This window comes from Leisingera sp. ANG59 (genome assembly GCF_013317235.1).
GTDB lineage: Bacteria > Pseudomonadota > Alphaproteobacteria > Rhodobacterales > Rhodobacteraceae > Leisingera.
The window spans coordinates 32,971-57,272 of the sequence record NZ_WLCM01000001.1 but is presented as its reverse complement, the minus strand read 5'-3'; the positions used below and the strand labels follow the sequence as shown (position 1 = coordinate 57,272).

Annotated in this window: 25 protein-coding genes; 13 read left to right on the top strand and 12 right to left on the bottom strand. The window is 64.5% G+C overall.

The features are described from left to right. Nucleotides 1–34: 34 nt before the first annotated feature. From GKC28_RS00225 to GKC28_RS00215, 3 genes are read right to left on the bottom strand one after another with little or no spacing between them, the layout of a single operon-like run. Complete coding sequence (locus GKC28_RS00225; protein ID WP_174144409.1) at nt 35–1,354, bottom strand: MATE family efflux transporter; 1,320 nt, start codon at nt 1,352–1,354, stop codon at nt 35–37. A gap of 6 nt (nt 1,355–1,360) precedes the next feature. Continuing rightward, on the bottom strand, nt 1,361–1,879 hold the full coding sequence (locus tag GKC28_RS00220; protein WP_174144407.1) for a PaaI family thioesterase: 519 nt from the start codon (nt 1,877–1,879) through the stop codon (nt 1,361–1,363). Next, complete coding sequence (locus tag GKC28_RS00215; protein WP_174144405.1) at nt 1,876–2,298, bottom strand: PaaI family thioesterase; 423 nt, start codon at nt 2,296–2,298, stop codon at nt 1,876–1,878. Before GKC28_RS00215 ends, GKC28_RS00220 begins: the two co-directional genes overlap by 4 nt. A 123-nt stretch (nt 2,299–2,421) precedes the next feature. Here GKC28_RS00215 and GKC28_RS00210 point away from each other — a divergent pair, with 123 nt between their 5' ends. The 10 genes from GKC28_RS00210 (at nt 2,422) to GKC28_RS00165 (ending at nt 11,592) form a co-directional block, all read left to right on the top strand. Then, complete coding sequence (locus GKC28_RS00210; RefSeq protein ID WP_174144403.1) at nt 2,422–2,790, top strand: MerR family DNA-binding transcriptional regulator; 369 nt, start codon at nt 2,422–2,424, stop codon at nt 2,788–2,790. Between the two features lie 285 nt (nt 2,791–3,075). Then, nucleotides 3,076–3,477, top strand: coding sequence for a MerR family DNA-binding transcriptional regulator (locus GKC28_RS00205; RefSeq protein WP_174144400.1), 402 nt, complete (start codon nt 3,076–3,078; stop codon nt 3,475–3,477). Nucleotides 3,478–3,549: 72 nt separating this feature from the next. After that, on the top strand, nt 3,550–5,331 hold the full coding sequence (locus GKC28_RS00200; protein WP_174144398.1) for an acyl-CoA dehydrogenase C-terminal domain-containing protein: 1,782 nt from the start codon (nt 3,550–3,552) through the stop codon (nt 5,329–5,331). Nucleotides 5,332–5,405: 74 nt separating this feature from the next. After that, nucleotides 5,406–5,618, top strand: coding sequence for a hypothetical protein (locus GKC28_RS00195; protein WP_174144396.1), 213 nt, complete (start codon nt 5,406–5,408; stop codon nt 5,616–5,618). A gap of 26 nt (nt 5,619–5,644) precedes the next feature. Further along, the gene (locus GKC28_RS00190) at nt 5,645–6,793 is read left to right on the top strand and encodes an acyl-CoA dehydrogenase family protein (protein WP_174144394.1); all 1,149 of its coding nucleotides are present in this window, start codon (nt 5,645–5,647) and stop codon (nt 6,791–6,793) included. A 16-nt stretch (nt 6,794–6,809) separates the two neighbouring features. Beyond that, nucleotides 6,810–6,956, top strand: coding sequence for a hypothetical protein (locus GKC28_RS00185; protein WP_174144392.1), 147 nt, complete (start codon nt 6,810–6,812; stop codon nt 6,954–6,956). Nucleotides 6,957–7,054: 98 nt separating this feature from the next. Further along, nucleotides 7,055–7,687 carry a glutathione S-transferase family protein gene (locus GKC28_RS00180; protein WP_174144390.1) on the top strand — a complete coding sequence of 211 codons (633 nt, stop codon included), beginning with the start codon at nt 7,055–7,057 and terminating at the stop codon, nt 7,685–7,687. 10 nt (nt 7,688–7,697) lie between these two features. Further along, nucleotides 7,698–8,909 (top strand): acetyl-CoA C-acetyltransferase, encoded by a 1,212-nt coding sequence (locus GKC28_RS00175; RefSeq protein WP_174144388.1) that lies wholly within the window; start codon nt 7,698–7,700, stop codon nt 8,907–8,909. Further along, the gene (locus GKC28_RS00170; protein WP_174144386.1) at nt 8,909–9,394 is read left to right on the top strand and encodes a cupin domain-containing protein; all 486 of its coding nucleotides are present in this window, start codon (nt 8,909–8,911) and stop codon (nt 9,392–9,394) included. Before GKC28_RS00175 ends, GKC28_RS00170 begins: the two co-directional genes overlap by 1 nt. After that, on the top strand, nt 9,391–11,592 hold the full coding sequence (locus GKC28_RS00165; RefSeq protein ID WP_174144384.1) for a 3-hydroxyacyl-CoA dehydrogenase NAD-binding domain-containing protein: 2,202 nt from the start codon (nt 9,391–9,393) through the stop codon (nt 11,590–11,592). Before GKC28_RS00170 ends, GKC28_RS00165 begins: the two co-directional genes overlap by 4 nt. An 84-nt stretch (nt 11,593–11,676) precedes the next feature. On the opposite strand, the gene GKC28_RS00160 is transcribed toward GKC28_RS00165, so the two are convergent. The 3 genes from GKC28_RS00160 to GKC28_RS00150 form a co-directional block, all read right to left on the bottom strand. Next, the gene (locus GKC28_RS00160) at nt 11,677–12,351 is read right to left on the bottom strand and encodes a Hint domain-containing protein (RefSeq protein ID WP_174144382.1); all 675 of its coding nucleotides are present in this window, start codon (nt 12,349–12,351) and stop codon (nt 11,677–11,679) included. A 181-nt stretch (nt 12,352–12,532) separates the two neighbouring features. Further along, nucleotides 12,533–13,198 carry a sulfotransferase family 2 domain-containing protein gene (locus GKC28_RS00155; RefSeq protein ID WP_174144380.1) on the bottom strand — a complete coding sequence of 222 codons (666 nt, stop codon included), beginning with the start codon at nt 13,196–13,198 and terminating at the stop codon, nt 12,533–12,535. Nucleotides 13,199–13,271: 73 nt separating this feature from the next. Beyond that, nucleotides 13,272–14,195: a DMT family transporter gene (locus tag GKC28_RS00150; RefSeq protein WP_174144378.1), complete on the bottom strand. Its 924-nt coding sequence runs from the start codon at nt 14,193–14,195 to the stop codon at nt 13,272–13,274. Between the two features lie 76 nt (nt 14,196–14,271). Between GKC28_RS00150 and GKC28_RS00145 the strand changes: the two genes are divergently transcribed. The 3 genes from GKC28_RS00145 to GKC28_RS00135 all read left to right on the top strand — a co-directional run bounded on the left by GKC28_RS00145 (nt 14,272) and on the right by GKC28_RS00135 (nt 17,921). Beyond that, nucleotides 14,272–15,897 carry an AMP-binding protein gene (locus tag GKC28_RS00145; protein WP_174144376.1) on the top strand — a complete coding sequence of 542 codons (1,626 nt, stop codon included), beginning with the start codon at nt 14,272–14,274 and terminating at the stop codon, nt 15,895–15,897. A 103-nt stretch (nt 15,898–16,000) separates the two neighbouring features. Then, nucleotides 16,001–17,011 carry a hypothetical protein gene (locus tag GKC28_RS00140; RefSeq protein ID WP_174144374.1) on the top strand — a complete coding sequence of 337 codons (1,011 nt, stop codon included), beginning with the start codon at nt 16,001–16,003 and terminating at the stop codon, nt 17,009–17,011. A gap of 97 nt (nt 17,012–17,108) precedes the next feature. Continuing rightward, nucleotides 17,109–17,921 carry a class I SAM-dependent methyltransferase gene (locus GKC28_RS00135; RefSeq protein WP_174144371.1) on the top strand — a complete coding sequence of 271 codons (813 nt, stop codon included), beginning with the start codon at nt 17,109–17,111 and terminating at the stop codon, nt 17,919–17,921. A gap of 89 nt (nt 17,922–18,010) precedes the next feature. Here GKC28_RS00135 and GKC28_RS00130 read toward each other — a convergent pair whose 3' ends face one another. From GKC28_RS00130 to GKC28_RS00105, 6 genes are all read right to left on the bottom strand, one after another. Then, entirely contained in the window at nt 18,011–19,297 is a 1,287-nt protein-coding gene (locus GKC28_RS00130) for an SPOR domain-containing protein (protein WP_174144369.1), read from the bottom strand. Between the two features lie 174 nt (nt 19,298–19,471). Next, complete coding sequence (upp, locus tag GKC28_RS00125; protein WP_065266360.1) at nt 19,472–20,104, bottom strand: uracil phosphoribosyltransferase; 633 nt, start codon at nt 20,102–20,104, stop codon at nt 19,472–19,474. Between the two features lie 76 nt (nt 20,105–20,180). Continuing rightward, nucleotides 20,181–21,392: a phosphopentomutase gene (locus GKC28_RS00120; protein ID WP_174144367.1), complete on the bottom strand. Its 1,212-nt coding sequence runs from the start codon at nt 21,390–21,392 to the stop codon at nt 20,181–20,183. After that, nucleotides 21,392–22,696, bottom strand: a complete 1,305-nt coding sequence (locus tag GKC28_RS00115; protein WP_174144365.1) for a thymidine phosphorylase — start codon at nt 22,694–22,696, stop codon at nt 21,392–21,394. The genes GKC28_RS00120 and GKC28_RS00115 overlap by 1 nt, the downstream gene beginning before the upstream one ends. Then, nucleotides 22,696–23,109, bottom strand: coding sequence for a cytidine deaminase (locus GKC28_RS00110; RefSeq protein ID WP_368041081.1), 414 nt, complete (start codon nt 23,107–23,109; stop codon nt 22,696–22,698). The genes GKC28_RS00115 and GKC28_RS00110 overlap by 1 nt, the downstream gene beginning before the upstream one ends. 83 nt (nt 23,110–23,192) lie before the next feature. Beyond that, nucleotides 23,193–24,278 (bottom strand): cupin domain-containing protein, encoded by a 1,086-nt coding sequence (locus tag GKC28_RS00105; RefSeq protein ID WP_174144363.1) that lies wholly within the window; start codon nt 24,276–24,278, stop codon nt 23,193–23,195. Nucleotides 24,279–24,302 lie beyond the last annotated feature (24 nt).

The window sequence follows — 24,302 nt, the reverse complement described above, 5'->3', positions numbered from 1 at the left end:
CGTCAGGCGGGCGTTGCAGCCCCCCTGCCCCCTGCTATGCGCCCACCTGCGCCTCCAACCGCGGGTAGCGCAGGCCCAGCGTCACGCCGCGGGCGATGTTCAGGACAATCAGCGCGCCCCACAGGCCGTGATTGCCAAAGGCCGGCACCAGCACCAGCAGCGCGACCACATAGATGGCCACCGACTGCAGCATCGCCCACCGCATGTCGCGGGTCCAGGTGGCGCCGATGTAGATGCCGTCGAACATGTAGCTGGCGACACTCAGGACCGGCAGCACCGCCGCCCAGATCAGGAACACCCGGCCCGCTTCGCGCACCTCAGGCGAGGTGGACATCAGATCAATCAGCCAGGGGCCGCCCGCGGCAAAGGCAATGCCGAGCAGAACCGCCCCGCCGACACCCCATTGCGACGTGATGATGGAGGCGCGGCGCACGCGCTGCCGGGCCTTGGCGCCGACAGCACCGCCCACCAGTGCCTCGGCGGAGAAGGCGAAACCGTCCAGCGCAAAGGCGGTGATCTCGACAAACTGCAAGAGGATCTGATTGGCGGCGAGGTTCACATCGCCGATGCCGGACCCGATGAACAGGAAGGTGGTGAAGGACCCGGTCAGCAGCACCGACCGCACCATGATGTCGCCGTTGACCTGCATCATCCGTTTCAGCCGCGCAGGGTCGAACACCCGCGCCCAATCGCGCCATTGATCGCCGGCAAAGGCATCCCGGCACAGGTACAGACCCAATGCCAGACCGGTCCATTCGGCAATCAGCGTGGCAATGGCAACGCCTTCCACGCCCCAGCCGAGGCCCAGCACAAACCACAGGTCCAGCACGATGTTCAGCCCGTTCATCCAGACCTGCAGCAGGAACACGCCGCGGGTGCGCTCCACCGCGATCAGCCAGCCGGTCACCGCATAAAGCGCGATGGTAGTCGGCGCGCCCCAGATGCGGATTTCCAGGTAATCGCGGGCCAGGCTTTCGACTTCCGCACTGGCCGGCGCCAGCGCGAAGGCACCCCAGAACACGGCGCCCTGCGCAATGATGAACACGGCGCCGGCGGCAAAAGCCAGCAGCAGCCCGCGCATCAGCAGGGCGCCAGTTTCGGCCCAGTCCCCCGCGCCGCGGGCCTGCGCGGCGAGGCCGGTGGTGCCCATGCGCAGGAACCCGAAGATCCAGTAGATCGTTGCCAGGATCACTGCACCGATGCCAACCGCGCCGATCGGCGCAGCCTCGCCCATCTGGCCGACCACGCCGGTGTCCACGGCGCCCAGGATCGGCACCGTGGCGTTCGACAGCACAATCGGCAAAGCGATCCTGAGCACCCGGGCGTGGGTGATTCCGGTGTCCGCGCTCGTCATGGGTGTTCAGCCTTCGCCGTTCTTGTCCTGCGGCATCAGGAAATGGCCGGTGGCCTGGGCAAACAGCTTGTCCTTATGGTCCTGCCAGGCCTCCACATGCACCGAGGCATAGCGGCGGCCTGAGCGGTTCACCCGCGCCCGCGCATAGGCATCGCGCGGCAGGCCGGAGCGCAGGTAATCGACGGTGAAGTCGATGGTCTTGGGCTGGCGCGGCAGGTTGCCCTTGGCCATCTCCGCCGGGTCCAGATCACCGGATTCGATGCGCTGCCACAGGTGCGACCAATTGAGCGTGATCATCGCGGTGATTTCCAGGAAGGCTGCCGTCACCCCGCCGTGGATTGCGGGCAGAAACGGGTTGCCGATCAGCTTGTCGTCAAAATTCAGCACCGCCGTCAGCTCATCGCCGCGGCGCTCGAAGGTCACGTTCAGAAAGCGGATATAGGGCACCGAATCCACCAGCGCCGACAGGGCTGCATCGCGGCGCTGCTTGACCACCTGGATCGGTTCGGGACGGGGGCGGCTCAAAACTTCTTCTCCACGGTAAAGGCGCCGGAGGCGGTGGCGACGGGGCGGTCCTCATCCTCGTCCATCGCGACGGCACGGACAAAGGCAACGGTACGGGTGATCTGGTGGCAGGTGGCGCGGGTGGTGATCATCTGCCCCGGGGTGGCGGGCCGCATATAGTCTATGCGCAGGTCGATGGTTGCGGTGCCGCCGGGGGCGGAGGGGTGGCTCATCACCGCTGCACCGCAGCATGTATCCATCAGCGCCGACACCGCGCCGCCATGGATGACGCCGGTGGCCGGGTCCCCGACCAGCTTTTTGTCATAGGCCATGCGGATCTCGGCGGTGCCGTCGCCGATCTCTGTCAGCTTCATTCCCAATTGCTTGGCGTGCGGGATCGCTTCGATGAACTGACGCGCGAGCTCGGTCTTGTCGGCCATGGGACTGTCCTTTGAAATCTCTGCCCCATCTTTGGCCCTGCCCCGGCAAAAGCGCAAGTGTGCCGCCGCGGAGGTTGCACTGTTCGCTGCAAGTGCATAGGTTCCCGGCAAGGGAGACGACGGATGACCGACAACAGATTGTCATTCAAAGAAATGTGCGCCGAGTTCGACGTTACGCCGCGGACGCTGCGCTACTATGAATACATCGAGCTTTTGCAGCCGGACCGCGAAGGCCGGTCGCGGTTCTACGGCGCGCGGGAGCGTGCCCGGATGAAGCTGATCCTGCGCGGGCGCAAATTCGGCTTTCAGCTGGAAGAGATCCGCCAGTGGCTCTTGATCTATGAAAAAGAGGGCAACGACGCCCAGAACCACGCCTTCATGGAAATGGCCGACCGCCAGCTGGTTGAGCTGGATAAGCAGCGGGAACAGATCAATGAGGCGATTGAAGAGCTGAGCGAACTGCGGGAAAGCACCCGGGCGCTGCTGAAGTAGGCCGAACGCATCTTTCCGGAATTCTGAACCCCGCCCTTGAGGCGGGGTTTTGCTTTTTACAGTGGCCGCACTGGATTCGCCTGTTTCCGGGCCAGAGCCGTTGCAGAAACTGTCGGCGGCCCCTCAGCCAGACCGTAACGTTACGTCACATTGTGTTCGTTTTGCGAACAAGTAACACCCCGCAAAGTGACGCAACGTACAACTTACGTAAACGTAAAGTCAGTCTTGATCGAAAAGCCAACTCCGCACAGCTTGGTCCTGCACCAAGCCGTAAGAGTGACGACGATGACCGAAGACACCATGACCATCCGCGAGATGTGCGAGGCCTTTGACGTGACGCCCCGCACGCTCCGGTTCTACGAAGCCAAGGAACTGCTGTTCCCGATCCGCGACGGCCAGAAGCGGCTGTTCACCAAACGCGACCGCGCCCGGCTGAAGCTGATCCTGCGCGGCAAGCGGTTCGGGTTCAGCCTGGAGGAAATCCGCCAGCTGCTGGAGCTGTACCATGTCGGCGACCAGCAGGTGACCCAGCTCACCAAGACCTATGAGGTCGCGCGTGACCGGCTCGCCGATATGGAGCGCCAGCGCGAGGAGCTGACCGAGGCAATCGAGGACCTGAAGGACCAGCTGGCCTGGGGCGAGAAGATGATCGCCTCGATGAAGGCCAAGCAGGAGGCGGCCGAATAGGCCGCCGCCCMGCCCTTTCCCGCCGGCCCGCCCGGCACTGACTTGAGCCACAAGACCCTGAAGAGGACCGCAATGCCTTCCTATCGAGCCCCCGCCAAAGACGCCCAGTTTATCCTGCACGACGTGCTGAAGGTCTCCGGCCAGGACATCCCCGGATACCATGAGCTGGAGCCGGATTTCACCGGCGCCGTGCTGGAAGAGGCAGGCAAGATTGCCAGCGAAGTGCTGCACCCGCTGAATGTGGTGGGCGACCAGGAGGGCTGCCGCCTGGAGAACGGCGTGGTCTACACCCCCAAGGGTTTCCTGGAAGCCTTCGAGCAGATGAAGGAAGGCGGCTGGACCGGGCTGGACATGCCGGAAGAATTCGGCGGCCAGAACATGCCCTATGTGATGGGCACCGCGGTGGGCGAGTTCTTCTCGGCCGCCAACCAGGCCTTTACCATGTACCAGGGCCTGACCCACGGCGCGGCCTCGGCGATCCTGGCGCATGGCACCGATGAGCAGAAGGCCACCTATCTGCCCAATATGATCAGCTGCCAGTGGACCGGCACCATGAACCTGACCGAACCGCATTGCGGCACCGACCTGGGCCTGATGCGCACCAAGGCGGAGCCGCAGGGCGACGGCAGCTTCAAGATTTCCGGGCAGAAGATCTTCATCTCCTCCGGCGATCACGACATGGCAGAGAACATCGTGCACCTGGTGCTGGCCAAGATCCCCGGCGGCCCCGAAGGCATCAAAGGTGTTTCCCTATTCATTGTGCCCAAGTTCCTGGTGAACGCGGATGGCTCGCTGGGCGAGCGCAACGGCGTTTCGGTCGGCAAAATCGAAGAGAAGATGGGCATCCACGGCAACTCCACCTGCGTGATGAACTATGACGGGGCGGTGGGCTGGCTGCTGGGTGAAGAGCACAAGGGCATGCGCGCCATGTTCACCATGATGAACGAGGCCCGCCTGGGCGTGGGCATGCAGGGCCTGGCGCAGGCCGAGGCCGCCTATCAGAACGCGCTGGAATACGCCAAGGACCGGCTGCAGGGCCGCGACGTGACCGGCGCCAAGAACCCGGATGGCCCGGCAGACCCGCTGATCGTGCACCCGGACATCCGCCGCTCGCTGATGGACCAGAAAAGCTTTGCCGAGGGCGCGCGTGCCTTCCTGCTGTGGGGCGCCACCCTGATCGACCAGGCGCACCGCGCACGCGACAAGGATGCCGACGGGCTGATCTCTTTGATGACCCCGGTGATCAAGGGCTTTCTGACCGATCAGGGCTATGACATGACCGTGCAGGCGCAGCAGGTCTATGGCGGCCATGGCTACATCGAGGAATGGGGCATGTCGCAATACACCCGCGACGCCCGCATCGCGATGATCTACGAAGGCGCCAACGGCGTGCAGGCGCTGGACCTAGTGGGCCGCAAGCTGGGGCAGCACGGCGGCAAATACGTCCTGGCTTTCTTTGATATGGTGAAGACGTTCTGCCAGGAAAACAAAGATATTTCAGAGGCTTTCACCAAGGACTTCATCAAACCGCTGCAGGCGGCCTCCAAGGATCTGCAAGCCGCTGGCATGTTCTTCATGCAAAACGGCATGAAGAACCTGAACCATGCGCTGGCGGGCTCCTACGACTTCATGCATCTGTTCGGCCAGGTCTGCCTGGGCCTGATGTGGGCCAAGATGGGCAAGGCGGCGCAGGAAGCGCTTGACGCCGGGGCCGATGACGCGGCGTTCTATGAGACGAAGCTCGCAACCGGCCGGTACTATATGGCACGTCGGCTGCCCGCCACCAAGCTGCACCTGGCCCGCATCGAAAGCGGCGCGGACACGGTGATGGCGCTGGACGCGGACGCCTTCTGATGCCTTTCCGGGCGCCCTCACCGGGGCGCCCGCCCAAGCCCCGGCCGGTGCCTTGACATGCAAAGGACCGAACAATGCCGAAACGTTTCCGCCTGACCCGCCGCTTCCCCGTCGCGATGACCGAGGACGGCTACCGCAGACTGAAGAAGTTTGCCCAGGAGGCCGGGCTGGATGAGGGGGAAGCGCTGTCATTCCTGTTCGAGCATTTCGACAGTGTGACGGACCACGAAAACCTGACCCACCGGCTGCGGCTTTTCAACGCCGAGCTGGAGGCGCGCAAAAGATAGGCCCGCATGCGGCCAAAGGGAGAGAGATGACCAGCACGCAGTCCGCATGGATGACCGAAGAGCACCAGATGCTCAGCCAGATGACCGCCCAGTTCATCACCAATGAATGGGCGCCCAAGTTCGAGGCCTGGCGCAAACAGGGCATGATGGACCGGGAGACCTGGCAACAGGCTGGCGACCTGGGCCTGCTGTGCCCCTCGGTCCCCGAGGCATACGGCGGTGCGGGCGGTGATTTCGGCCATGAGGCGGTGATCCTGATGGAAGGCAGCCGAGCCAATCTGGCCAGCTGGGGCCACGGCATCCACTCCGGCATCGTCGCCCATTACATCCTCGCCTACGGCACCGAGGAGCAGAAACAGCGCTGGCTGCCGAAGATGGTGACCGGTGAACTGGTCGGCGCGCTGGCAATGACCGAGCCCTCCACCGGCTCCGACGTGCAGGCGATCAAGACCAAGGCGGTGAAGGACGGAAACGCCTACCGGCTGACCGGCCAGAAGACCTTCATCACCAACGGCCAGCACGCGAACCTGATCCTGGTGGCGGCCAAGACCGATCCGGCGGCGGGTGCCAAGGGCGTGTCGCTGGTGGCGGTGGAAACCGACGGCGCCGCGGGCTTCAGCCGCGGCCGCAACCTGGACAAGATCGGCTGCCACGCGGCGGACACATCCGAGCTGTTCTTCGACAATGTGGAGATTCCGCCGGAGAACATCCTGGGCGGCGCCGAAGGCCAGGGCTTCTACCAGATGATGCAGCAGCTGCCGCAGGAGCGGCTGATCATCGCCTGCGGTGCGGTCGGCGCGATGGAGGGCGCAGTGGAGCGCACCGTCGCCTACTGCAAGGAGCGCGAAGCCTTTGGCGGGCCGCTGACCCAGTTCCAGAATACCCGCTTCAAACTGGCCGAATGCCTGACCAAGACCAAGGTCGCGCGCACGTTCCTTGATGAATGCATCGCAGAACATTTGCAGGGCAAACTGACGGTCGAGAAAGCCGCGATGGCGAAATACTGGATCACCGACACCCAGGGCGAGGTGCTGGACGAATGCCTGCAGCTGCATGGCGGCTATGGCTACATGCAGGAATACGCGGTGGGTGAGATGTGGGCCGACGCCCGGGTGCAGCGGATCTACGGCGGCACCAATGAGATCATGAAGGAGCTGATTGCGCGGTCCCTGTAACCGCAGGAGGCAGCTGATGGAATTTGAGTATTGGTCAAAGAAGAAGCTCAAGATCCACCCTGCCCCGGCCCGGCGGTGCCAGGCCGGAAAGCAGGGCTTCTCCTTTGGCGGTCATCGGCTCTCCAGCCTGTACCGCAGGACGAGTGCAACGGAACATGGTTAAGAAAGAATGAACCCACCCCTTCTTCTTTGCTGAAAATACTCCACGGGGGTGCGGGGGTGTGAAACCCCCGCTCCGCCAGCAGACACAGGGAGCAACACATGACAATCAAACTGCATTGCTTCGGCGAAAGCGGCCACTCCTACAAGGCGGCCTTGGCGCTGGAGCTGTCGGGCCTGGCTTGGGAGCCGGTGTTTGTCGACTTCTTCGGCGGCGCGCACCGCACCGATGATTACCGCGGCCTCAACGTCATGGCCGAGGCGCCGGTGCTAGTGGACGGAGATCTCCGCCTTTCGCAGTCCGGCGTGATACAGCAGTACATCAGCGACAAGACCGGCAAGTTCGGAGGTTCACCGGAGGACAAGTACGAGGTCCTGCGCTGGATCCTGTGGGACAACCACAAACTGTCCAGCCAGATCGGCATGACCCGCTTTCTGATGAATTTCATCCCCGAGAACAAGCGCCCGCAGGAGGTGATTGCCTTCATGCAGGGCCGCCTGAAGGCTGCCTTCACCACCCTGAACATCCATTTGCAGGGCCGCGAGTGGATCGTGGGCGATGGCCTCACCAACGCCGATCTGACCTGCTGCGGCTACCTGTTTTACCCGGAGCCGTTTGGCTTCGACCGGGCCGCGTGGCCCCATATCGACGCCTGGCTGGGCCGTATCAGCGCCCTGCCCGGCTGGAAACACCCCTATGACTTGATGCCCGGCAACCCGTCGGACCGGGCCTGAGGAGAGCAAGATGACAGACGCATATATCTATGACGCGCTGCGCACCCCGCGCGGCAAAGGACGCAAGGACGGCTCCCTGCACGAGGTGACCTCGGTCCGCCTGTCCGCCCTGACGCTGAACGCGATCAAGGAACGCAACAACCTGGAAGGCCACGCGGTCGAGGACGTGATCTGGGGCAACGTGACCCAGGTGATGGAACAGGGCGGCTGCCTGGCGCGCTCTGCCGTGCTGGCCTCGGACCTGGATGAGCGCATTCCGGGCCTGGCGATCAACCGCTTCTGCGCCTCCGGCATGGAGGCGGTGAACCTGGCCGCGAACCAGGTGAAGGGCGGCGCCGGTTATGGCTATATCGCGGGCGGCGTGGAGATGATGGGCCGGGTGGCGATGGGCTCGGACGGGGCTGCGATTGCGGTCGACCCGAGCCTCGCGATGGAGACCTATTTCGTGCCGCAGGGTATTTCGGCCGATATCATCGCCACCGAATACGGCTTTACCCGCGACCAGGCCGACGCTTTGGCGATGGAGAGCCAGCGCCGTGCCGCCAAGGCGTGGGAAGAGAAGCGCTTTGACAAATCCGTCATCACCGTGCGCGACCAGAACGGCCTGCCGATCCTGGCCCATGACGAATACATGCGCCCCGGCACAGACATGCAGGCGCTGGGATCGCTGAACCCCGCCTTCCAGATGATGGGCGAGCAGATGCCCGGCTTCGACAAGGTTGCGATGCTGAAATACCCGCACCTCGAGCGGATCAACCATATTCACCACGCCGGGAATTCCTCGGGAATCGTGGACGGCGCGGCGGCACTTTTGATCGGCAACAAGGAGTTTGGTGAACGGCATGGCCTGAAGCCGCGGGCGCGGATCAAGGCGACCGCCAAGATCGGCACCGATCCGACCATCATGCTGACCGGCCCGGTGCCGGTGACCGAGAAGATCCTGGCCGACAACGGCATGACCATCGGCGACTTGGAACTGTTCGAGGTGAACGAAGCCTTCGCCTCTGTCGTGCTGCGGTTCCAGCAGGCATTTGACGTCGACCCGGAGCTGGTGAACGTCAACGGCGGCTCCATCGCCATGGGCCACCCGCTAGGCGCCACCGGCGCGATCATCATCGGCACCCTGCTGGATGAGCTGGAGCGCCAGGACAAGGAATGCGGCCTCGCCACCCTGTGCATCGCATCGGGCATGGGCGCCGCCACCATCATCGAGCGCGTCTGATGCCGAAGCTGGACCTATCCCAACTGCCCTGGCGGACCGGATCGGGTTACCCCGGCAAGCTGGCCGAGGCCTGCGCAGGCCGCAGCGTGCAGCCGCTGGGCGACCCGGGCGGGATCACCCAGTTCGGCGTCAACATCGTGCGGCTGGAGCCGGGCGCGATGTCGTCCCTGCGCCATTACCACATGGAGCAGGACGAGTTCGTGATGGTGATCGAAGGCACCTGCACCCTGATCGACGATCAGGGTGCGCACGAGATGATGCCGGGCGACTGCGCCGCCTTTCCGGCAGGCGAGGAGAACGGCCACCATCTGGTGAACCGTTCGGACAAGCCCGCAGCGTTCCTGGTGGTGGGCACCCGCACCGCAACCGAGACCGGCTATTACAGCGATTTGGACATGATGGTGAAATTCGCAAGCGGCGAGTTCACCTTTACCCGCAAGGACGGCAGCCCGCTGACGGCTGACCAGACCGGAGAAGACACATGAGCGATTTCAAATACGACGTGGACGCAGACGGCGTCGCAATCATCACCTGGGACGCCGAAGGCAAGTCCATGAACGTCCTCACCCGCGAGGCCTTTGGCCTGGTGGAGGAATACGTGGACCGGGCACTGGAAGACGAGGGTGTCAAGGGCATCGTCATTACCAGCGGCAAGAAGGATTTTGCCGGCGGCATGGACCTCAATGTGCTGGCAACCATCCGCGAAGAGTCGGGTGAGAATCCGGCCCAAGGGTTGTTCGATTTCACCATGGGCGGCCACCGCATCCTGCGCAAGCTGGAGCTGGCGGGCATGGACCCCAAGACCAAGAAGGGCGGCAAGCCGGTCGCCTGTGCGATCAACGGCACCTGCGCCGGCATCGGCACCGAGATTGCGCTGGCCTGCCATCACCGGGTGATGACCGACAACCCCAAGGCCAAGATAGGCCTGCCGGAGATCCTGATCGGTATCTTCCCCGGCGGCGGCGGCACCACGCGGTATTCCCGCATGGTGGGCGCAATGGCGGCAGCCCCAGTCCTGCTGGAAGGCAAGATGATGGACCCCAAGAAGGCCAAGGGCGCGCAGCTGATCGACGCGGTGTCTGAGGATCCGCTGGCCGCGGCCAAGGAGTGGGTGCTGAACGCCAAGGACGCCGATCTGGTCAAGCCCTGGGATGCCAAGGGCTACAAGATGCCGGGCGGTGCCCCCTATCATCCTGCGGGCTTCATGACCTTTGTCGGCGCCTCGGCGATGGTGCACGGTAAGACCCAGGGCGCCTTCCCGGCGGCCAAAGCGCTGCTGTCTTCGATCTATGAGGGCGCGCTGGTTGATTTCGACACCGCGCTGAAGATCGAGGCGCGCTGGTTCACCAACGTGCTGATGAACCCCTCGTCCTCTGCCATGATCCGCAGCCTGTTCCTGAACAAGCAGGCGCTGGAAAAAGGCGCGGTGCGGCCCAAGGATGTGCCAGACCAGTCGGTGAAGAAAATCGGCGTGCTCGGCGCGGGCATGATGGGCGCGGGCATCGCGCTGGTCTCGGCCCAGGCGGGCATGGAGGTGGTGCTGATCGACCGCGACCAGGACGCCGCCGACAAGGGCAAGGCCTATTCCGCCGCCTACATGGACAAGGGCATCAAGCGCGGCAAGGCAACCGAGGAGAAGAAGGAAGCGCTGCTCGGCCAGATCACCGCGACCACCGATCTCGAGGCGCTGAAGGGCTGCGACCTGATCATCGAAGCGGTGTTCGAGGACCCGGGCGTGAAGGCCGAGATGACCCAAAAGGTCGAGGCGATCATTCCCGAGGACTGCATCTTCGCCTCCAACACCTCCACCCTGCCGATCACCGAACTGGCCAAGGCCTCCAGCCGTCCGGAGCAGTTCATCGGCATCCACTTCTTCTCACCGGTCGAGAAGATGCTGCTGGTGGAAATCATCAAGGGCAAGGCAACCGGCGACCGCGCGGTGGCAAAGGCGCTGGATTACGTGCGCCAGATCCGCAAGACGCCGATCGTGGTGAACGATGCGCGTTTCTTCTACGCCAACCGCTGCATCATCCCCTACATCAACGAAGGGATGCGGATGATCACCGAGGGCGTCAGCCCGGTACTGATCGACAACGCCGCGCGCCAGCTGGGCTTCCCGGTGGGGCCGGTGCAGCTGACCGACGAGACCTCGATTGATCTCGGCGCCAAGATTGCCCGCGCCACCATGGCGGCAATGGGCGATGCCTACCCGGAAAGCCCGGCGGACGACCTGATCTTCTGGATGGAGGAACAGGGCCGCCTGGGGCGCAAGGCCAATGCCGGCTTCTTCGACTATGACGACAAGGGCAAGCGCGCCGGATACTGGAAAGGCCTGCAGGAAAAATACCCGCTGGCCGCCGAACAGCCCGATCTGATCGAGGTGCAGGAGCGGCTGATGTTTGCGCAGGTGCTGGAAGCAGTGCGGGCGCTGGAGGAAGGCGTGCTGATGGACATCCGCGAGGGCGACGTCGGTGCCATTCTGGCCTGGGGCTTTGCGCCGTGGTCCGGCGGCCCGCTGAGCTGGCTGGATATCCTGGGCACGCCCTACGCGGCGGAACGCTGCGACAGCCTGGCTGAGCAGTTCGGTGACCGCTTCACCTGCCCGGCGCTGCTGCGCGAGATGGCGGAGAAAGGCAAGAGCTTTTACGGGCGCTTCGCCCCGGAGAAATCCGCAGCCGCCTGACCGGCAGCACAAGAAAGAAAAGGCCAGCGCCCCAGCGCTGGCCTTTTTAAATTACTTTCAATTTGTTACACGCCGCAACTGATCTTACATCCGAATCTCGGACTGCGCCGCACCAGCGGTGGCGCCTGCGGGCCAGTATTCTTCCTCCGCCATCATCGACAGTACCAGGCCGCGCGCCTCATCCGGGTCCAGCACGCGGTAGGCGCCTTGTTCGGAGAACACCCGGCCGCACATCAGATTCGCCGGTGCCGCCGCATACCCCAGCATCCCGGCCTCCAGATAGATCACCTGATCCTCGGCAAAACGCGGCATCACCAGTTCCAGCTGGGCGCCCGGATGCATCCGGCGAATACCCCGGTAGCCTTCCAGGGCGCAGGCCGGAACGATAGCAAAGGGATCGCCCTGGGCGTCTTCCACCAGTTCGCTTTCGAGGAGAACCCCCTGATCCGGCATCAGCCACATCGGCACCCGGTTCATCAGCGCATCGCGCGGCACAAACAGCGGGCAGCGGGCGGGTTCCAGATCGCCCTCCGCCGGGATCATGACCTCACGCTTCAGTTCCACCACGGTCTGCATGCCACGATCAAAAGTCAGCACCTTGTCGCCAGGTGTCAGCGCCTCCACCGGGCGCCAGCCCAGGTTGGAGGCCACATGGGTGCCTGCCAGGAAACCGCCCTGACCCACGGGGATCAGGGGAAAGCCGCTGTTCATGACCCCGCCGGCCGGGGAGTTGGTGCGTTTCAGAAGCCAGTCCAGCATCCGCTTTCCTTTCCTGCCGGCACGGCGGAAACCTCGCCGGCCTGTCCGATCTTCTTCTTTGACCCTTGCCACTTACGGAACGGAACTAAGGCAAAAACCGGACATTGTTCACGTTACTACGCCAATCCGCCCGGCCATTTCCGGATAAGGTCCCGGTCAGGCTCGTTCAGCGCTCTTCACGCTACCTGGATAGGGGAGAATCGTTAAAAGAGTATTCAAATTGCGCGATATCCTGCGCGCAGGCGCCGGCCACAGTCTCTGCCGCGGCATCGTCGTAGTAGATGCGCCAGTCGCGCTGGCGGCCGCTTTCATTGACCACCGGCAGATTCAGGGAAAACCCGAGGTGATCAAACAGCGGCTGCGCATCAGCGGGAAACTGCTCCAGCCGGATATAGAGCTGGCACTGCTCCGTCCCGTCCGCATGGCGCAAGTAAGAGGACGCCGGACTGCCGCGGAAGGCCGCAATGATCTCCGGGTGCTGCACGAAGCTGCGGAACTCCAGGGCTTTCGCCAGGGCGATGGCCGGATGCGCGAACCTCTGTTCCCGCAGCCAGTGGTAATAGCTGACCGCGCGGTCCCAGGGATTGCGCACAAGGGTAAAGGCAAACAGGCCCCTCAGGGTGTCATCCGGCACCAGCCCTTCGATATCCGCCAGGGTCGAATGCTTCCACAACCGCCCGCGCGTCTCGGTATCCTTCAGGCGGCGGCGGCGGTTCAGCGCCTTCGGCGTGTCGCCCAGCATCATGTCATCCGCCATCGCGCGTGCCTCCAGCGCCAGCGCCAGTGCGGTACCGCCGGTCTTGGGGATGTGGACAAAGACGTATTGGCGGCCTTGCGACAGGATCATGCGCCGATCCTAGGGCATTGATCCGTTGTTGGAAACGCCCCAGTTGCGCCTCCGGGCACTGGCCCCGGCCCGCCTACCGGGAGCGCAGCGCAATCGTGGCGCCGGCCGCGATAATCAGGCCAATGCCCAGCATCTGCCAGATGTTCAGCGCCTGCCCCCAATAGACCCAGGCAACCCCAGGGCCGACAATCATCACAGAGTATTCGAACACCGCGACATAAGACGCCTCGCCAAGCTGGTAGGCCTTGGTGATCAGGAACACGCCGCCCACCGCTGCACAGCCCTGCAGCAGGATCAGATGCGAGATCTCCCACAGCGGCCAGACCCAGCCGCGGGTGACAAAACCGTCCGCGCCCGCCCGCACCGCCTGCGGCCAGACTTCCAGCCCCGCCAGCAGCATGGCGCCGAAAACGCCCTGCACCAGCAGATAGACGAACAGCATCGCCACCGTGCTTTCGCCCTGGCAGTAAAGGCCGGTCGCCAGCGAACCGAGCGCGTAGAACAGCCCGCCTGCCACCGGCACCAGGATCAGCCAATTGAAGGCCGCCGGATCCGGCTGCAGCACCATCAGCACGCCGGCAAACCCGCCGAGGACCGCGGCAACCCTTATCCAGCCGATCCGCATCCTGAGGAACAGGACCGAGATCACCACGATCAGGATCGGCGAAGTGAACAGCCCAGCCAGCGCCTGGGCGATTGGCATCAGTGCCACGGCGGAGAAGTAGAACACCATCGACACCGCCACCAGCACCGCCCTCAGGAGCACCGCGCCGAAATTGCGGCAGCGGAGCCCGCCCAGCCCGGCCCGCGCCATCAGCCACAGAAACGGCAGTGCGACAAATGTGCGCAACAGGTAGAACTGGCCCAGCCCGATCGTCTCGGCCATCAGCGGCACGGCGTTGTCGGTGATGCCTATTATCAGCATGGCAGCAAGCATGGACTGCGCTGCGGCCGTTTGGCTGCTGCCCGGGGCGGAGAGTGCGGCTGTTTGTTTCATACCCTTCCCATTGGCCGCAACTTTCCGCAATATCTGTTCTCTAAGCGACACCAAAGTGATTCAGGGGAGGAAACTGATGGGGTGGATGGCGGATGAAACCGGTCTGGAGAAGACTGCCGCAAATTATGTGCCGCTGTCGCCGCTCAGCCATCTGCAGCGGGCGGCGCAGGTGTTTCCGGACCGGCTGGCGGTCAGTTATGGCAAGCACCGCAAGACCTATGCTGAATATCATGAGCGCTGCACCCGCCTGGCCTCCAGCCTGGCAAAGCTGGGGGTGAAGCCGGGCGACGTGGTGGCCACCCTGCTGCCCAACATCCCCGCCCAGGCAGAGGCGCATTTCGGCGTGCCGGCCTGCGGCGCTGTGCTGAACACCATCAACACCCGTCTGGATGTGGGCACGGTCGCCTATATCTTCGGTCACGGCGAGGCCAAGGCGGTTCTGGTCGACCCGCAGTTCCTGGAGCTGGCCGAAGCCGCCGTTGAGGAAATGGACGGCCCCGCCCCGGTGCTGATCGAGGTGGCGGATGACCAAGCCGGCTGGCACGCCACCGGCAGGCACAGGGAATACGAGGCGCTGCTGGCCAGCGGCGACCCGGATTTCCAGTGGATCATGCCACAGGACGAGTGGGAAAGCCTGGCGCTGAACTATACCTCCGGCACCACCGGGCGGCCCAAGGGCGTGGTCTATCACCACCGCGGCGCCTACCTGATGACCATGGGCACGGTGGTGTCCTGGCGGATGGTGCTGCACCCGGTCTATCTGACCATCGTGCCGCTGTTCCACTGCAACGGCTGGAACCACACCTGGATGATGCCGCTGGTGGGCGGCACAGTGGTCTGCTGCCGCGATATCACCGCGCAGAACATCTACAACGCCATCCACTACGAGGGCGTCACCCATTTCGGCGGCGCGCCGATCGTCCTGAACATGATCGTTAACGCGCTGGACGAAGAGCGCCGCACCTTTGACCACACGGTGGAAGTCTTCACCGCCGGCGCCCCGCCCGCGCCCGCGACGCTGTCGAAGATCGAAAACCTCGGCTTCAACATCACCCATGTCTACGGGCTGACCGAAACCTTTGGCCATGTCACCGAATGCTACTGGAAAAGCGAGTGGGACGGGCTGGACAAGGCCGGCATCGCCGCCAAGAAGTCCCGCCAGGGTGTTGCCATGCCGATGCTGGAGCCGGTGGTGGTGCGCGACAGCGAGCACAACGTGCTGCCGATGGACGGCCAGAGCCAGGGCGAGATCGGCCTGCGCGGCAATGTGGTGATGAAGGGCTACCTGAAGAACCCGGAGGCCACCGCCGAAGCCTTCAAGGACGGTTATTTCAACTCCGGCGACCTCGCCGTGCAGCACCCCGACGGCTATATCCAGATCGCCGACCGGGCCAAGGACATCATCATCTCCGGCGGCGAGAACATCTCCTCTGTCGAGGTGGAGGGCGTGCTGATGGCGCACCCGGATGTGCTGCTGGCCGCGGTAGCGGCAATGCCGGACGAGAAATGGGGTGAGGTGCCCTGCGCCTTTGTCGAGCTGAAGGCCGGCGCCAAGGAAGACGCGGCGGCGCTGATCGCCTTCACCCGCGAAACGCTGGCGGGCTTCAAAGCGCCCAAGAAGGTGGTGTTCCAGGAGCTGCCCAAGACCTCCACCGGCAAGATCCAGAAGTTCGAGCTGAGGAAAATTGCCAAGAACCTGTAATTTTTGCGGCGAAACAGCATCCGGGGCGGCAAAGCAAATTGCCGCCCCTGTTTTATGCGACTAGTCTGGCGCCAGGGATACGGATGGGGACCGGGCAGGCTGCATGACGGCATTGAAGGAATTCGAGCGGCTGGAGGCTGCGGGCCTTTGGCGCGCAGATCCTGAGGCGCAGCGGCGGGATGTGATCATCTCTCTGGGCGATGCAACGCTGACCATTGCCAGCATGAACGATCTGCCGCTTGCGCATTGGTCGCTGGCGGCGGTGGAGCGTGCCAACCCCGGCGAGTTCCCTGCCATGTTCCATCCTGACGGCGACCCAGGCGAAACGCTGGAGCTGGCTGAGGACGAAACCGCAATGCTGGAAGCCATCGCCCGGGTGCAGAACGCCATCGGGCGGTCGCGCGCGCGGCCCGGGCGGCTGCGGGCGGTCAGTATCCTGGGCACCCTGGCACTGGTGCTGGCGCTGCTGGTGCTGTGGCTGCCGGGCGCCGTGACCCGCCACGCCGTCAGCGTGGTGCCGGATATCAAGCGCAAGGCCATCGGCCAGGCGCTGCTGGGGCGGATCGAGCGGGTTTCCGGCCCCGCCTGCGCCACACCTGAGGCCGCCCCGATCCTGAAGAACCTGGCGCAGCGCACCGGTGTGCGGCAGCTGGCGGTCATGCGCTCCGGCATTCCCGGCAGCCTGCATCTTCCCGGCGGCATCGTCCTGCTGAACCGCTCCTTCGTGGAGGACTTCGAGGACCCGGCGGTCGCCGCCGGGGCGGTCCTCGCGGAACGCGCCCGGGCTGTGGCCAGCGACCCGATGCTCGAGCTGCTGGAGGCCGGCGGCTTCCTCGCCACTTTCAAGCTGCTGACCACCGGCGAGCTGGACCGCGCGGCATTGGATGCCTACTCAGAGGCCACCCTGGCCAGCCCGCGGCCGAAGCTGCCGGACGAGGTGCTGCTCGCGGAATTTGCCCGCGCCGCCCTGCCTTCCTCCCCCTATGCCTATGCGCTGGACATCACCGGCGAGACCGTGCTGGGGCTGATCGAGGCCGACCCGATGGCCGGCCGCGAGCTGGAGCCGGTGCTGAACGACCGCGACTGGGTGCAGCTGCAGAACATCTGCGGCTGATCCTGCTGCGCCCCCACCCCCTGCCAATCGCGAAAATGCGCCGGATCTGTTAAGATCGTCACATCTGCGCAAACGCACATTCAGGGGGGAATGAGCCATGCCGGAGAATTCGGCCAGTTTCACCGGGGATATTCCCAGCCACTATGACAGCGGCCTGGGGCCGGTGATCTTTTACAACTATGCGGATGATCTGGCCGCACGCTGCCGTGCCCATGCGCCGCAAGACGTCCTGGAATTGGCGGCAGGAACCGGGATCGTCTCGCAGCGCCTGCGGCGCAAGCTGCCGCCCGGCTGCAAACTGACGGTCACGGATTTGCACGAGCCGATGCTGGAGCTGGCAAAGGCGAAACTCTCAGACGCTAAGAATGTCGCCTTCCAGCCTGCCGACGCGATGGCTCTGCCGTTTGAAGATGGCAGCTTTGACCTGATTGCCTGCCAGTTCGGGGTGATGTTTTTTCCGGACAAAGCCGCCGCCTTCCACCAGGCTGCTCGGGTGCTGAAATCCGGCGGCCACTATGTCTTCAACGTCTGGGCACCGATGACAAGGAACCCGTTTTCACAGATTGCCGACACCATCGCGGCGCAGTTCTTCCCCGAAGACCCGCCGGGCTTTTACAAGGTGCCGTTCCACTACGGCGACCCGGAGGCGGTGAAGGCGGACTTGAGCGGCGAAGACTGGTCGCAAGTCAGCCACGAGACCGTCACGCAGAACAAGACCATCGAAGACCCGGAAAAATTTGCCGAGGCGCTGGTCTATGGCAATCCGCTGGTCGATGAGATCCGGTCCCGGGGCGGTGTTGATCCCGATGAGATCGCCAGCGCCATTCTGGATGAACTGCGGAACCGCTTTGGGCCGCCGCCGCTGCAGATGCCGCTGGAAGCTGTCTTCTTCACCTGCCGTCGCCAGTAGACCGTAATCTTAAGAGCCGCCGCATTTGCACGGCGGCAACAAAAAAGGCCAGGCAGATTCCCGGCCAAACCAGATTATTGTTCAATGGGTTACTTGCTGAGGCGGGCACCGCTGAAACCAGCTCTCTGCACTTTGGCCAGCGCTGCGGCCGCCTGGGCGTCGCCCCGGTAGGGCCCGGCCAGAACCACCTTGTAGGGCCGCCCCTTGCGACTGACGGTGCCAAGCCGCACCGTCAGGCCTGAGGCGGCCAGTTTGCGGGCCGCCGCCTCGGCCTCGGCCGGATCAGCATAGGTCGCTGCCCGGACATAGCGGCGGGATGTTGCCAGCTGCTCCAGTGCCGCGGCTCCGGGGGCTGAGCGGGTGGACAGGCGCAGGCCCTTGGGCTGCGCCTCAGCCGGGCTGACACGTGCGTCGCGCGGCAGGATGACCGTGGACCGGTCCAGCAGCGGCTGAACCAGCTTGCGCGGCACGCCATTTGTCCAGATCTGCGCCATCTGCGCATCGCCGCCTGGCGTGCGCACTCCGCGCATCGGGTTCATCCGGCCATCCTCGCGCTCCACCGTCTCATACCCGGCCGGGGCCTGGACGCCGCTGATGATCACCGCCGGCCGCATCGTGCGCACTGCCCGCTGCGGATTGAGCCGGCCGTCGGTCCAGACAGGGCGGTAGCCCTTGGGCACCTGGAAACTGTTGCTGAGACGGCGGTCCTGGTAGACATGCGCCTGCACCACGCGGGTGTTCGGCGTGATCCGCAGAGAGGACTGCGGCCCGCCATAGCTGACTGGCGGTTCCTCCTGCGGACCGCAGCGCACGCCGTTGGAGTTGGTGTACCGGCGGCTGACGTCGGACAGGCCTGCACAGCCCGCGTTCCCCGCCGGCTTCTGTGCCGCTGCTGCGGGTTTGGGCGCTGCCGGCGCAACCTTCCGGACGGCTTGCTTGGGGGCCGCCGGTACTGCCGCAACCGTTGCAGGCTGGACGCTGGAAGGCTGCGGTTTCCGGACCGGCTTGGCAGTTGTGACTACGCTTGGCTGCGCACCAGCCGCAGCCGCCTGCGCGGGCTGCTGGCCGGGTTCAAGGGTGATCAGTTCCGGTTTTGACGCAGCCTGCCGCTGCCGGCTGGTCCCCGCAACCCGGGTCGGGGCGTAACCGCAAAGATGCTTGCGGGCGCGGTTGACCCGCGGCACCCAGTTCACTTCCCCGTCAATACCCGCCCGAATGTAAATGCAGCCGCGGCTGTCCACATACTGCTTCCCCTTGTAGGAGAGCGGCGGATATTCGGCGGGCGGGCTGGCGTCCCGCAAGGTTTGTGCCTGTATCCCCGCTGCGCTGCTCGTCCCCGCGATGATGGCCAGTGCAATAATTCTAGTTATTTTCATTCCTGAGCCCCACAAAATATGGCTGCAGGATGCCCGAATCTTGCCTGTGAGTAAAGATTCCGCAGCAACAATAGGCCTTTATGCGGGCAATTTTTGCATGAATTGAAACCAATTCACGTCCCGCCGCCGGATACGGCCGCCAGGACAGGTTTGCCCCGCCCTGGCGGCGGCAGATTATTTGGTGCCGAACATCCGGTCTCCGGCATCGCCGAGGCCGGGCAGGATATAGCCCTTCTTGTTCAGCTCGCGGTCCAAAGACGCGGTCACGATCGGCACGTCCGGGTGTGCCTGCTTCATCCGCTCGACACCTTCGGGCGAGGCCAGCAGGCACAGGAAGCGGATGTTGTTGGCGCCGGCCTCCTTCAGCAGGTCGATGGCGGCTGCAGAGCTGTTGCCGGTGGCAAGCATGGGATCCACGGCAATCACCAGCCGGTCCTTCAGGCCCTCGGGCGCCTTGAAGTAATACTGCACCGGCTCCAGGGTTTCCTCATCGCGGTACAGGCCGACAAAGCCGACGCGGGCAGAGGGGATCAGCTCCAGCACGCCGTCCAGCATGCCGTTGCCCGCGCGCAGGATCGACACCAGCGCCAGCTTCTTGCCGGCCAGGATCGGCGCCTCCATCTCCTCCATCGGGGTTTCGATACTGGTGGTGGTCAGCGGCATCTCGCGGGTGATTTCATAGGCCAGCAGCTGGGTAATCTCGCGCAGCAGGCGGCGGAAGCCGGCCGTGGAGGTGCCCTTGTCCCGCATCAGGGTCAGCTTGTGCTGCACAAGCGGGTGATCAACAACGGTCAGGTGGTCGGTCATGGGGCACTCCTAAAGTTTGCTTTTGCGCGCTTTTACGGGCTTGGCCGCGGCAGGCAAGCGTGTTTTGACCATAGGGTCAAAGAAAGCTTCGGCCGGGGCCTTGGGCCGGGACATCCAGATGGGCCGCGATGGAGGCGCCCACATCGGCGAATTTGACCTGCCCGAGGGGGCCTGCGTCAAGGCCTGCGATCAGTACCGGCACCTGTTCGCGGGTGTGGTCGGTGCCAGGCCAGCTGGGATCGTTGCCATGATCGGCAGTCAGCAGCAGCAGGTCACCCGGGCGCAGCTTGGGCAGCAGGCGGCCGATTTCCCCATCGAACCATTCCAGCGCCCTTGCGTAGCCGGAGACGTCGCGGGTGTGGCCGTACATGCTGTCGAACTCGACGAAGTTGGCGAAAGTCAGGCTGCCGTCCTCCGCCGTCTCGGCCGCCTCAAACAGATGCTCCATCAGCTTGGCATCAGAGCCTTTTTTCAAGGTGTCGATACCGGACATGGAGAAGATATCGCCGATCTTTCCGATGGCGTGGACCTTGCCGCCCGCCTGCTGCACCCAGTTGGTCAGCACCGGTGCCGGCGGGGTGATAGCATAGTCGCGGCGGTTGGTGGTGCGGGTAAAGCCCTCCTCTGCGGAGCCGAGGAAGGGGCGCGCAATGACCCGCCCCACCTTCATCGCGTGCAGCCGCGGGGCAATGGCCTCGCACAGCTTCAGAAGGCGGTCGAGGCCAAAGGTCTCCTCATGTGCGGCGATCTGGAACACGCTGTCGGCGGAGGTGTAGCAGATCGGCTTGCCCGTCCGCATGTGTTCGGCGCCGAGATCATCGAGGATCACCGTGCCGGAGGCGTGGCAATTGCCCAGGATACAATCCGTGCCCGCCTGCTCCCCGACAAAGGCGGAGAGATCCTCGGGAAAGGACGGCGCCTGATCGGGGAAATAATGCCAGTCCCAGGGCACCGGCAGGCCTGCCAGCTCCCAATGGCCCGATGGCGTGTCCTTGCCGCGGCTGAGCTCGCTGGCGCAGCCCCACATCCCCTGCGGTTCTGCATCCAACCCGGGAAACGGCACAGAGGACGCCAACCGCATTGCTGCGCCTAGGCCAAGGCGCTCCATGTTCGGCACCTGCAACGGGCCGCTGCGGCCCTCTTCCGCCTGCCCGGCCGCGCAGGCCTGGGCGATATGCGCAAGGGTGTTGGCGCCAAGGTCCGGCAGACCGCCGTTGAAGAAGGTTCCGGCATCCGGCGCGCCGCCGATGCCAACGGAATCCATCACTACAAGGAAGGCTCGGGGCATCAGGTGATCCTTTCGTGAACCAGCGGCGGCAGAGTGTCCGGCGCCTCCCCGATGGAGACTGCCGCGAGAAAGGCCGCCTCCGCCTTCTCAGCTGCATCATCGCTGGCCGCGTGGATACGGGCAAGGGTGTCGCCTGCCCCGACCTGCCGGCCCAGGCGGACAATGTCCGAGATGCCGACGCCCGGATGGATCTTGTCGCTCTCCACCATCCGGCCGCCGCCGAGGGCGACAACCGCCAGCCCGAGCGCTTCGCCGTTCATGGCAGAGACATGCCCCTCTGAGGGCGCCTTGGCCTCGCGCACGACTTCCGCGCCCGGCAGATGGTCCTGCCAGTTCGCGGCAAAATCCGCGGGGCCGCCCATGGCAGCAATCATCTTGGCGAAGCGCTCTGCCGCACGGCCATCGGTGAGGGCGGCGGTAATCATTGCCGCGCCGTCATCCGCATCCACTGCGAGGCCTGCGTGGGCCAGCAGCTCTCCGCCCAGCACCGCCGAAATCTCTGCCAGCGGACCGGAGGTGCCGCCGGTCAGCACCCGCATCACCTCTGCCACCTCCAGCGCGTTGCCAAGGGCGGGCGCCAGCGGCTGGTTCATGTCGGTGATCAGCGCCGAGGTCTTGCAGCCGGCCGCGTTGGCCGTATCGCACAGCGACTGCGCCAGCGCGCGGGCCTCATCGGCGGTTTTCATGAACGCGCCGGAGCCGATCTTGACGTCCAGCACCAGCGCATCCGGGCTGGCGGCCAGTTTCTTAGACAGGATCGAGGCGGTGATCAGATCGAGGCTTTCGACCGTCGCGGTCACGTCGCGGATCGCATAGAGCCGTTTGTCCGCGGGCGCAATCTGGGCGGTGGCGCCGACAATGGCGCAGCCCATGTCCCGCATCATGTCCCGCAAGCGGTCCTCAGTGACGCTGATGGAGACGCCGGGGATCGCCTCCAGCTTGTCCAGGGTGCCGCCGGTGTGGCCCAGGCCGCGGCCGGAGATCATCGGCACATAGGCACCGCAGGCCGCCAGCGCAGGCGCCAGCAGCAAGGAGACGCAATCGCCGACGCCGCCGGTCGAGTGCTTGTCCAGCACCGGGCCGTCCAGATCCCAGGCCAGAACATCGCCGGTGTCGCGCATCGCCAGCGTCAAGGCGCGGCGGCCCTCGACGCTGAGCCCCTGCAGGCAGACCGCCATGGCGAAGGCGCCGGCCTGCGCATCGCTGACGGCCCCGCTGGCCAGCCCTTCGGCAAACCAGCGCAGCGCTTCCCCGCCGGGCGTTTCACCACGGCGCAGGCTGGCGTTGATGGCACGGGCGTCCATCAGCTGCGCTCCATATGGTCCGCGTCGAAGGCGCCGGGCAGCAGGGCGCCGATGGTGGTTTCCTGCTCGTCGCCGTCGGTGGTGGCCATGATGACCTTCACATCTCCGCTGGCGAACTCCTTGATCTTCTGGCGGCAGCCGCCGCAGGGCGTGATCGGGGTCGGGCAATCGGCGATCACATAGACCTCCGCCAGTTCTTTCTCCCCCGCAGCCACCATTGCGGCGATGGCACCTGCTTCGGCGCAAGTGCCCTCCGGGTAGGCGACGTTTTCGACGTTGCAGCCCACATAAATCTGGCCGGAGGCGGAGCGGATGGCGGCGCCGACCTTGAAGTTGGAGTACGGCGCGTGGGCGTTTTCGCGGACAGCGGCGGCGGCGGCTTTGAGGCTCATGGCGATTCCCCGATTTTTGATCGTTTGGTCAAGATACTGCAGGATAGCTGAATTGCTCCGGGAAGCGGAAGCCCCCGGAGGCAGTTCTTTGCGCCGCTCTGAGTTCAGGCCAGCGTGGTCTTGAACACCCCCGGCAGAGTCACCTCCAGCAATTCAACATTGTCAGACGGCGCACTGAGGCGGGTCTTCATGCCCGGAGGGATGACAAAGGCGTCGCCCTGCTCCAGCCGGTAAGGCTCGCGGCCCTCGCCCTCCAGCGTCACCTCGCCGTTCATCACAAAGGTGAAGTGGATGTCGGTGTCATGCGCGGCCCATTGCGGCTTACCCTCGCCCCGGCGCACCACCTGCACGCCCGCGACGCCCTTGGTGTTTTCGGCAATGGTGGTGTCGCGGCAGATATAGCCCGGCAAGCGGAACGGCCCCCACTCAGCGCCTTCCGCTCTGTTGTAGACAAACCGCTGCCCCTGCCATTCCCGTTCGGGACGGTAGTGCGGCGTCGGCAGGGTCATCTCGTGATCGATCTCGGTGACATGCTCGGCCGGCACGCCGATTTCGATCACCTGCACATTGTCGCTGGCCTCCAGCACCCGGTGGCGGATCTCCGGCGGCTGGATGAAGCAGTCGCCCGCGGTCAGGCGCATCTTCTCGCCCTGATCCTCGTAAACCACATCGACCCAGCCATGGATGCAGAAGATCAGCTGGAAGCCGACGCGGTGAAAATGCACCATGTCCGGCACCGGGCCGCCGTCAGGGATACGGATGTGGCTGGCAATGATCGAGCCGCCCAGCCGGTCCGGCACCAGGTCGCGGTAATACATGCCTGCGCGGCCGATGATCCAGGGCGCCTGATCCTTGAGGCGGCGGACCACGAAGCTGTGAACCGTCTGCGGCATCACCATCGGCGGGTGGCGTTCTTCTATCTCGACCCGGGTGCCGTTGGGCGCGGTCAGGCGGCGCTGTCCTTCGGCAAATCCATCAGGATCTTCAGTCAAAATCCGGATAGTGCCCGGAAATTCCGGCGCCCCTTTTTCGATCCTCAGGCGCAGACCGTGGCCGGAAAACACCGCGGTGCTCGGATCATCCGCCGGATAGATCATGTCCATCTTCATACCCAACACCTTGGTGTAAAACGGAATATCTTTGCGCAGCTCATCCGTCGGCAGGCGGATCTCAGCGATTGTTTCGCTCACGTTTTCACTCCCTGTTCTGTTGGC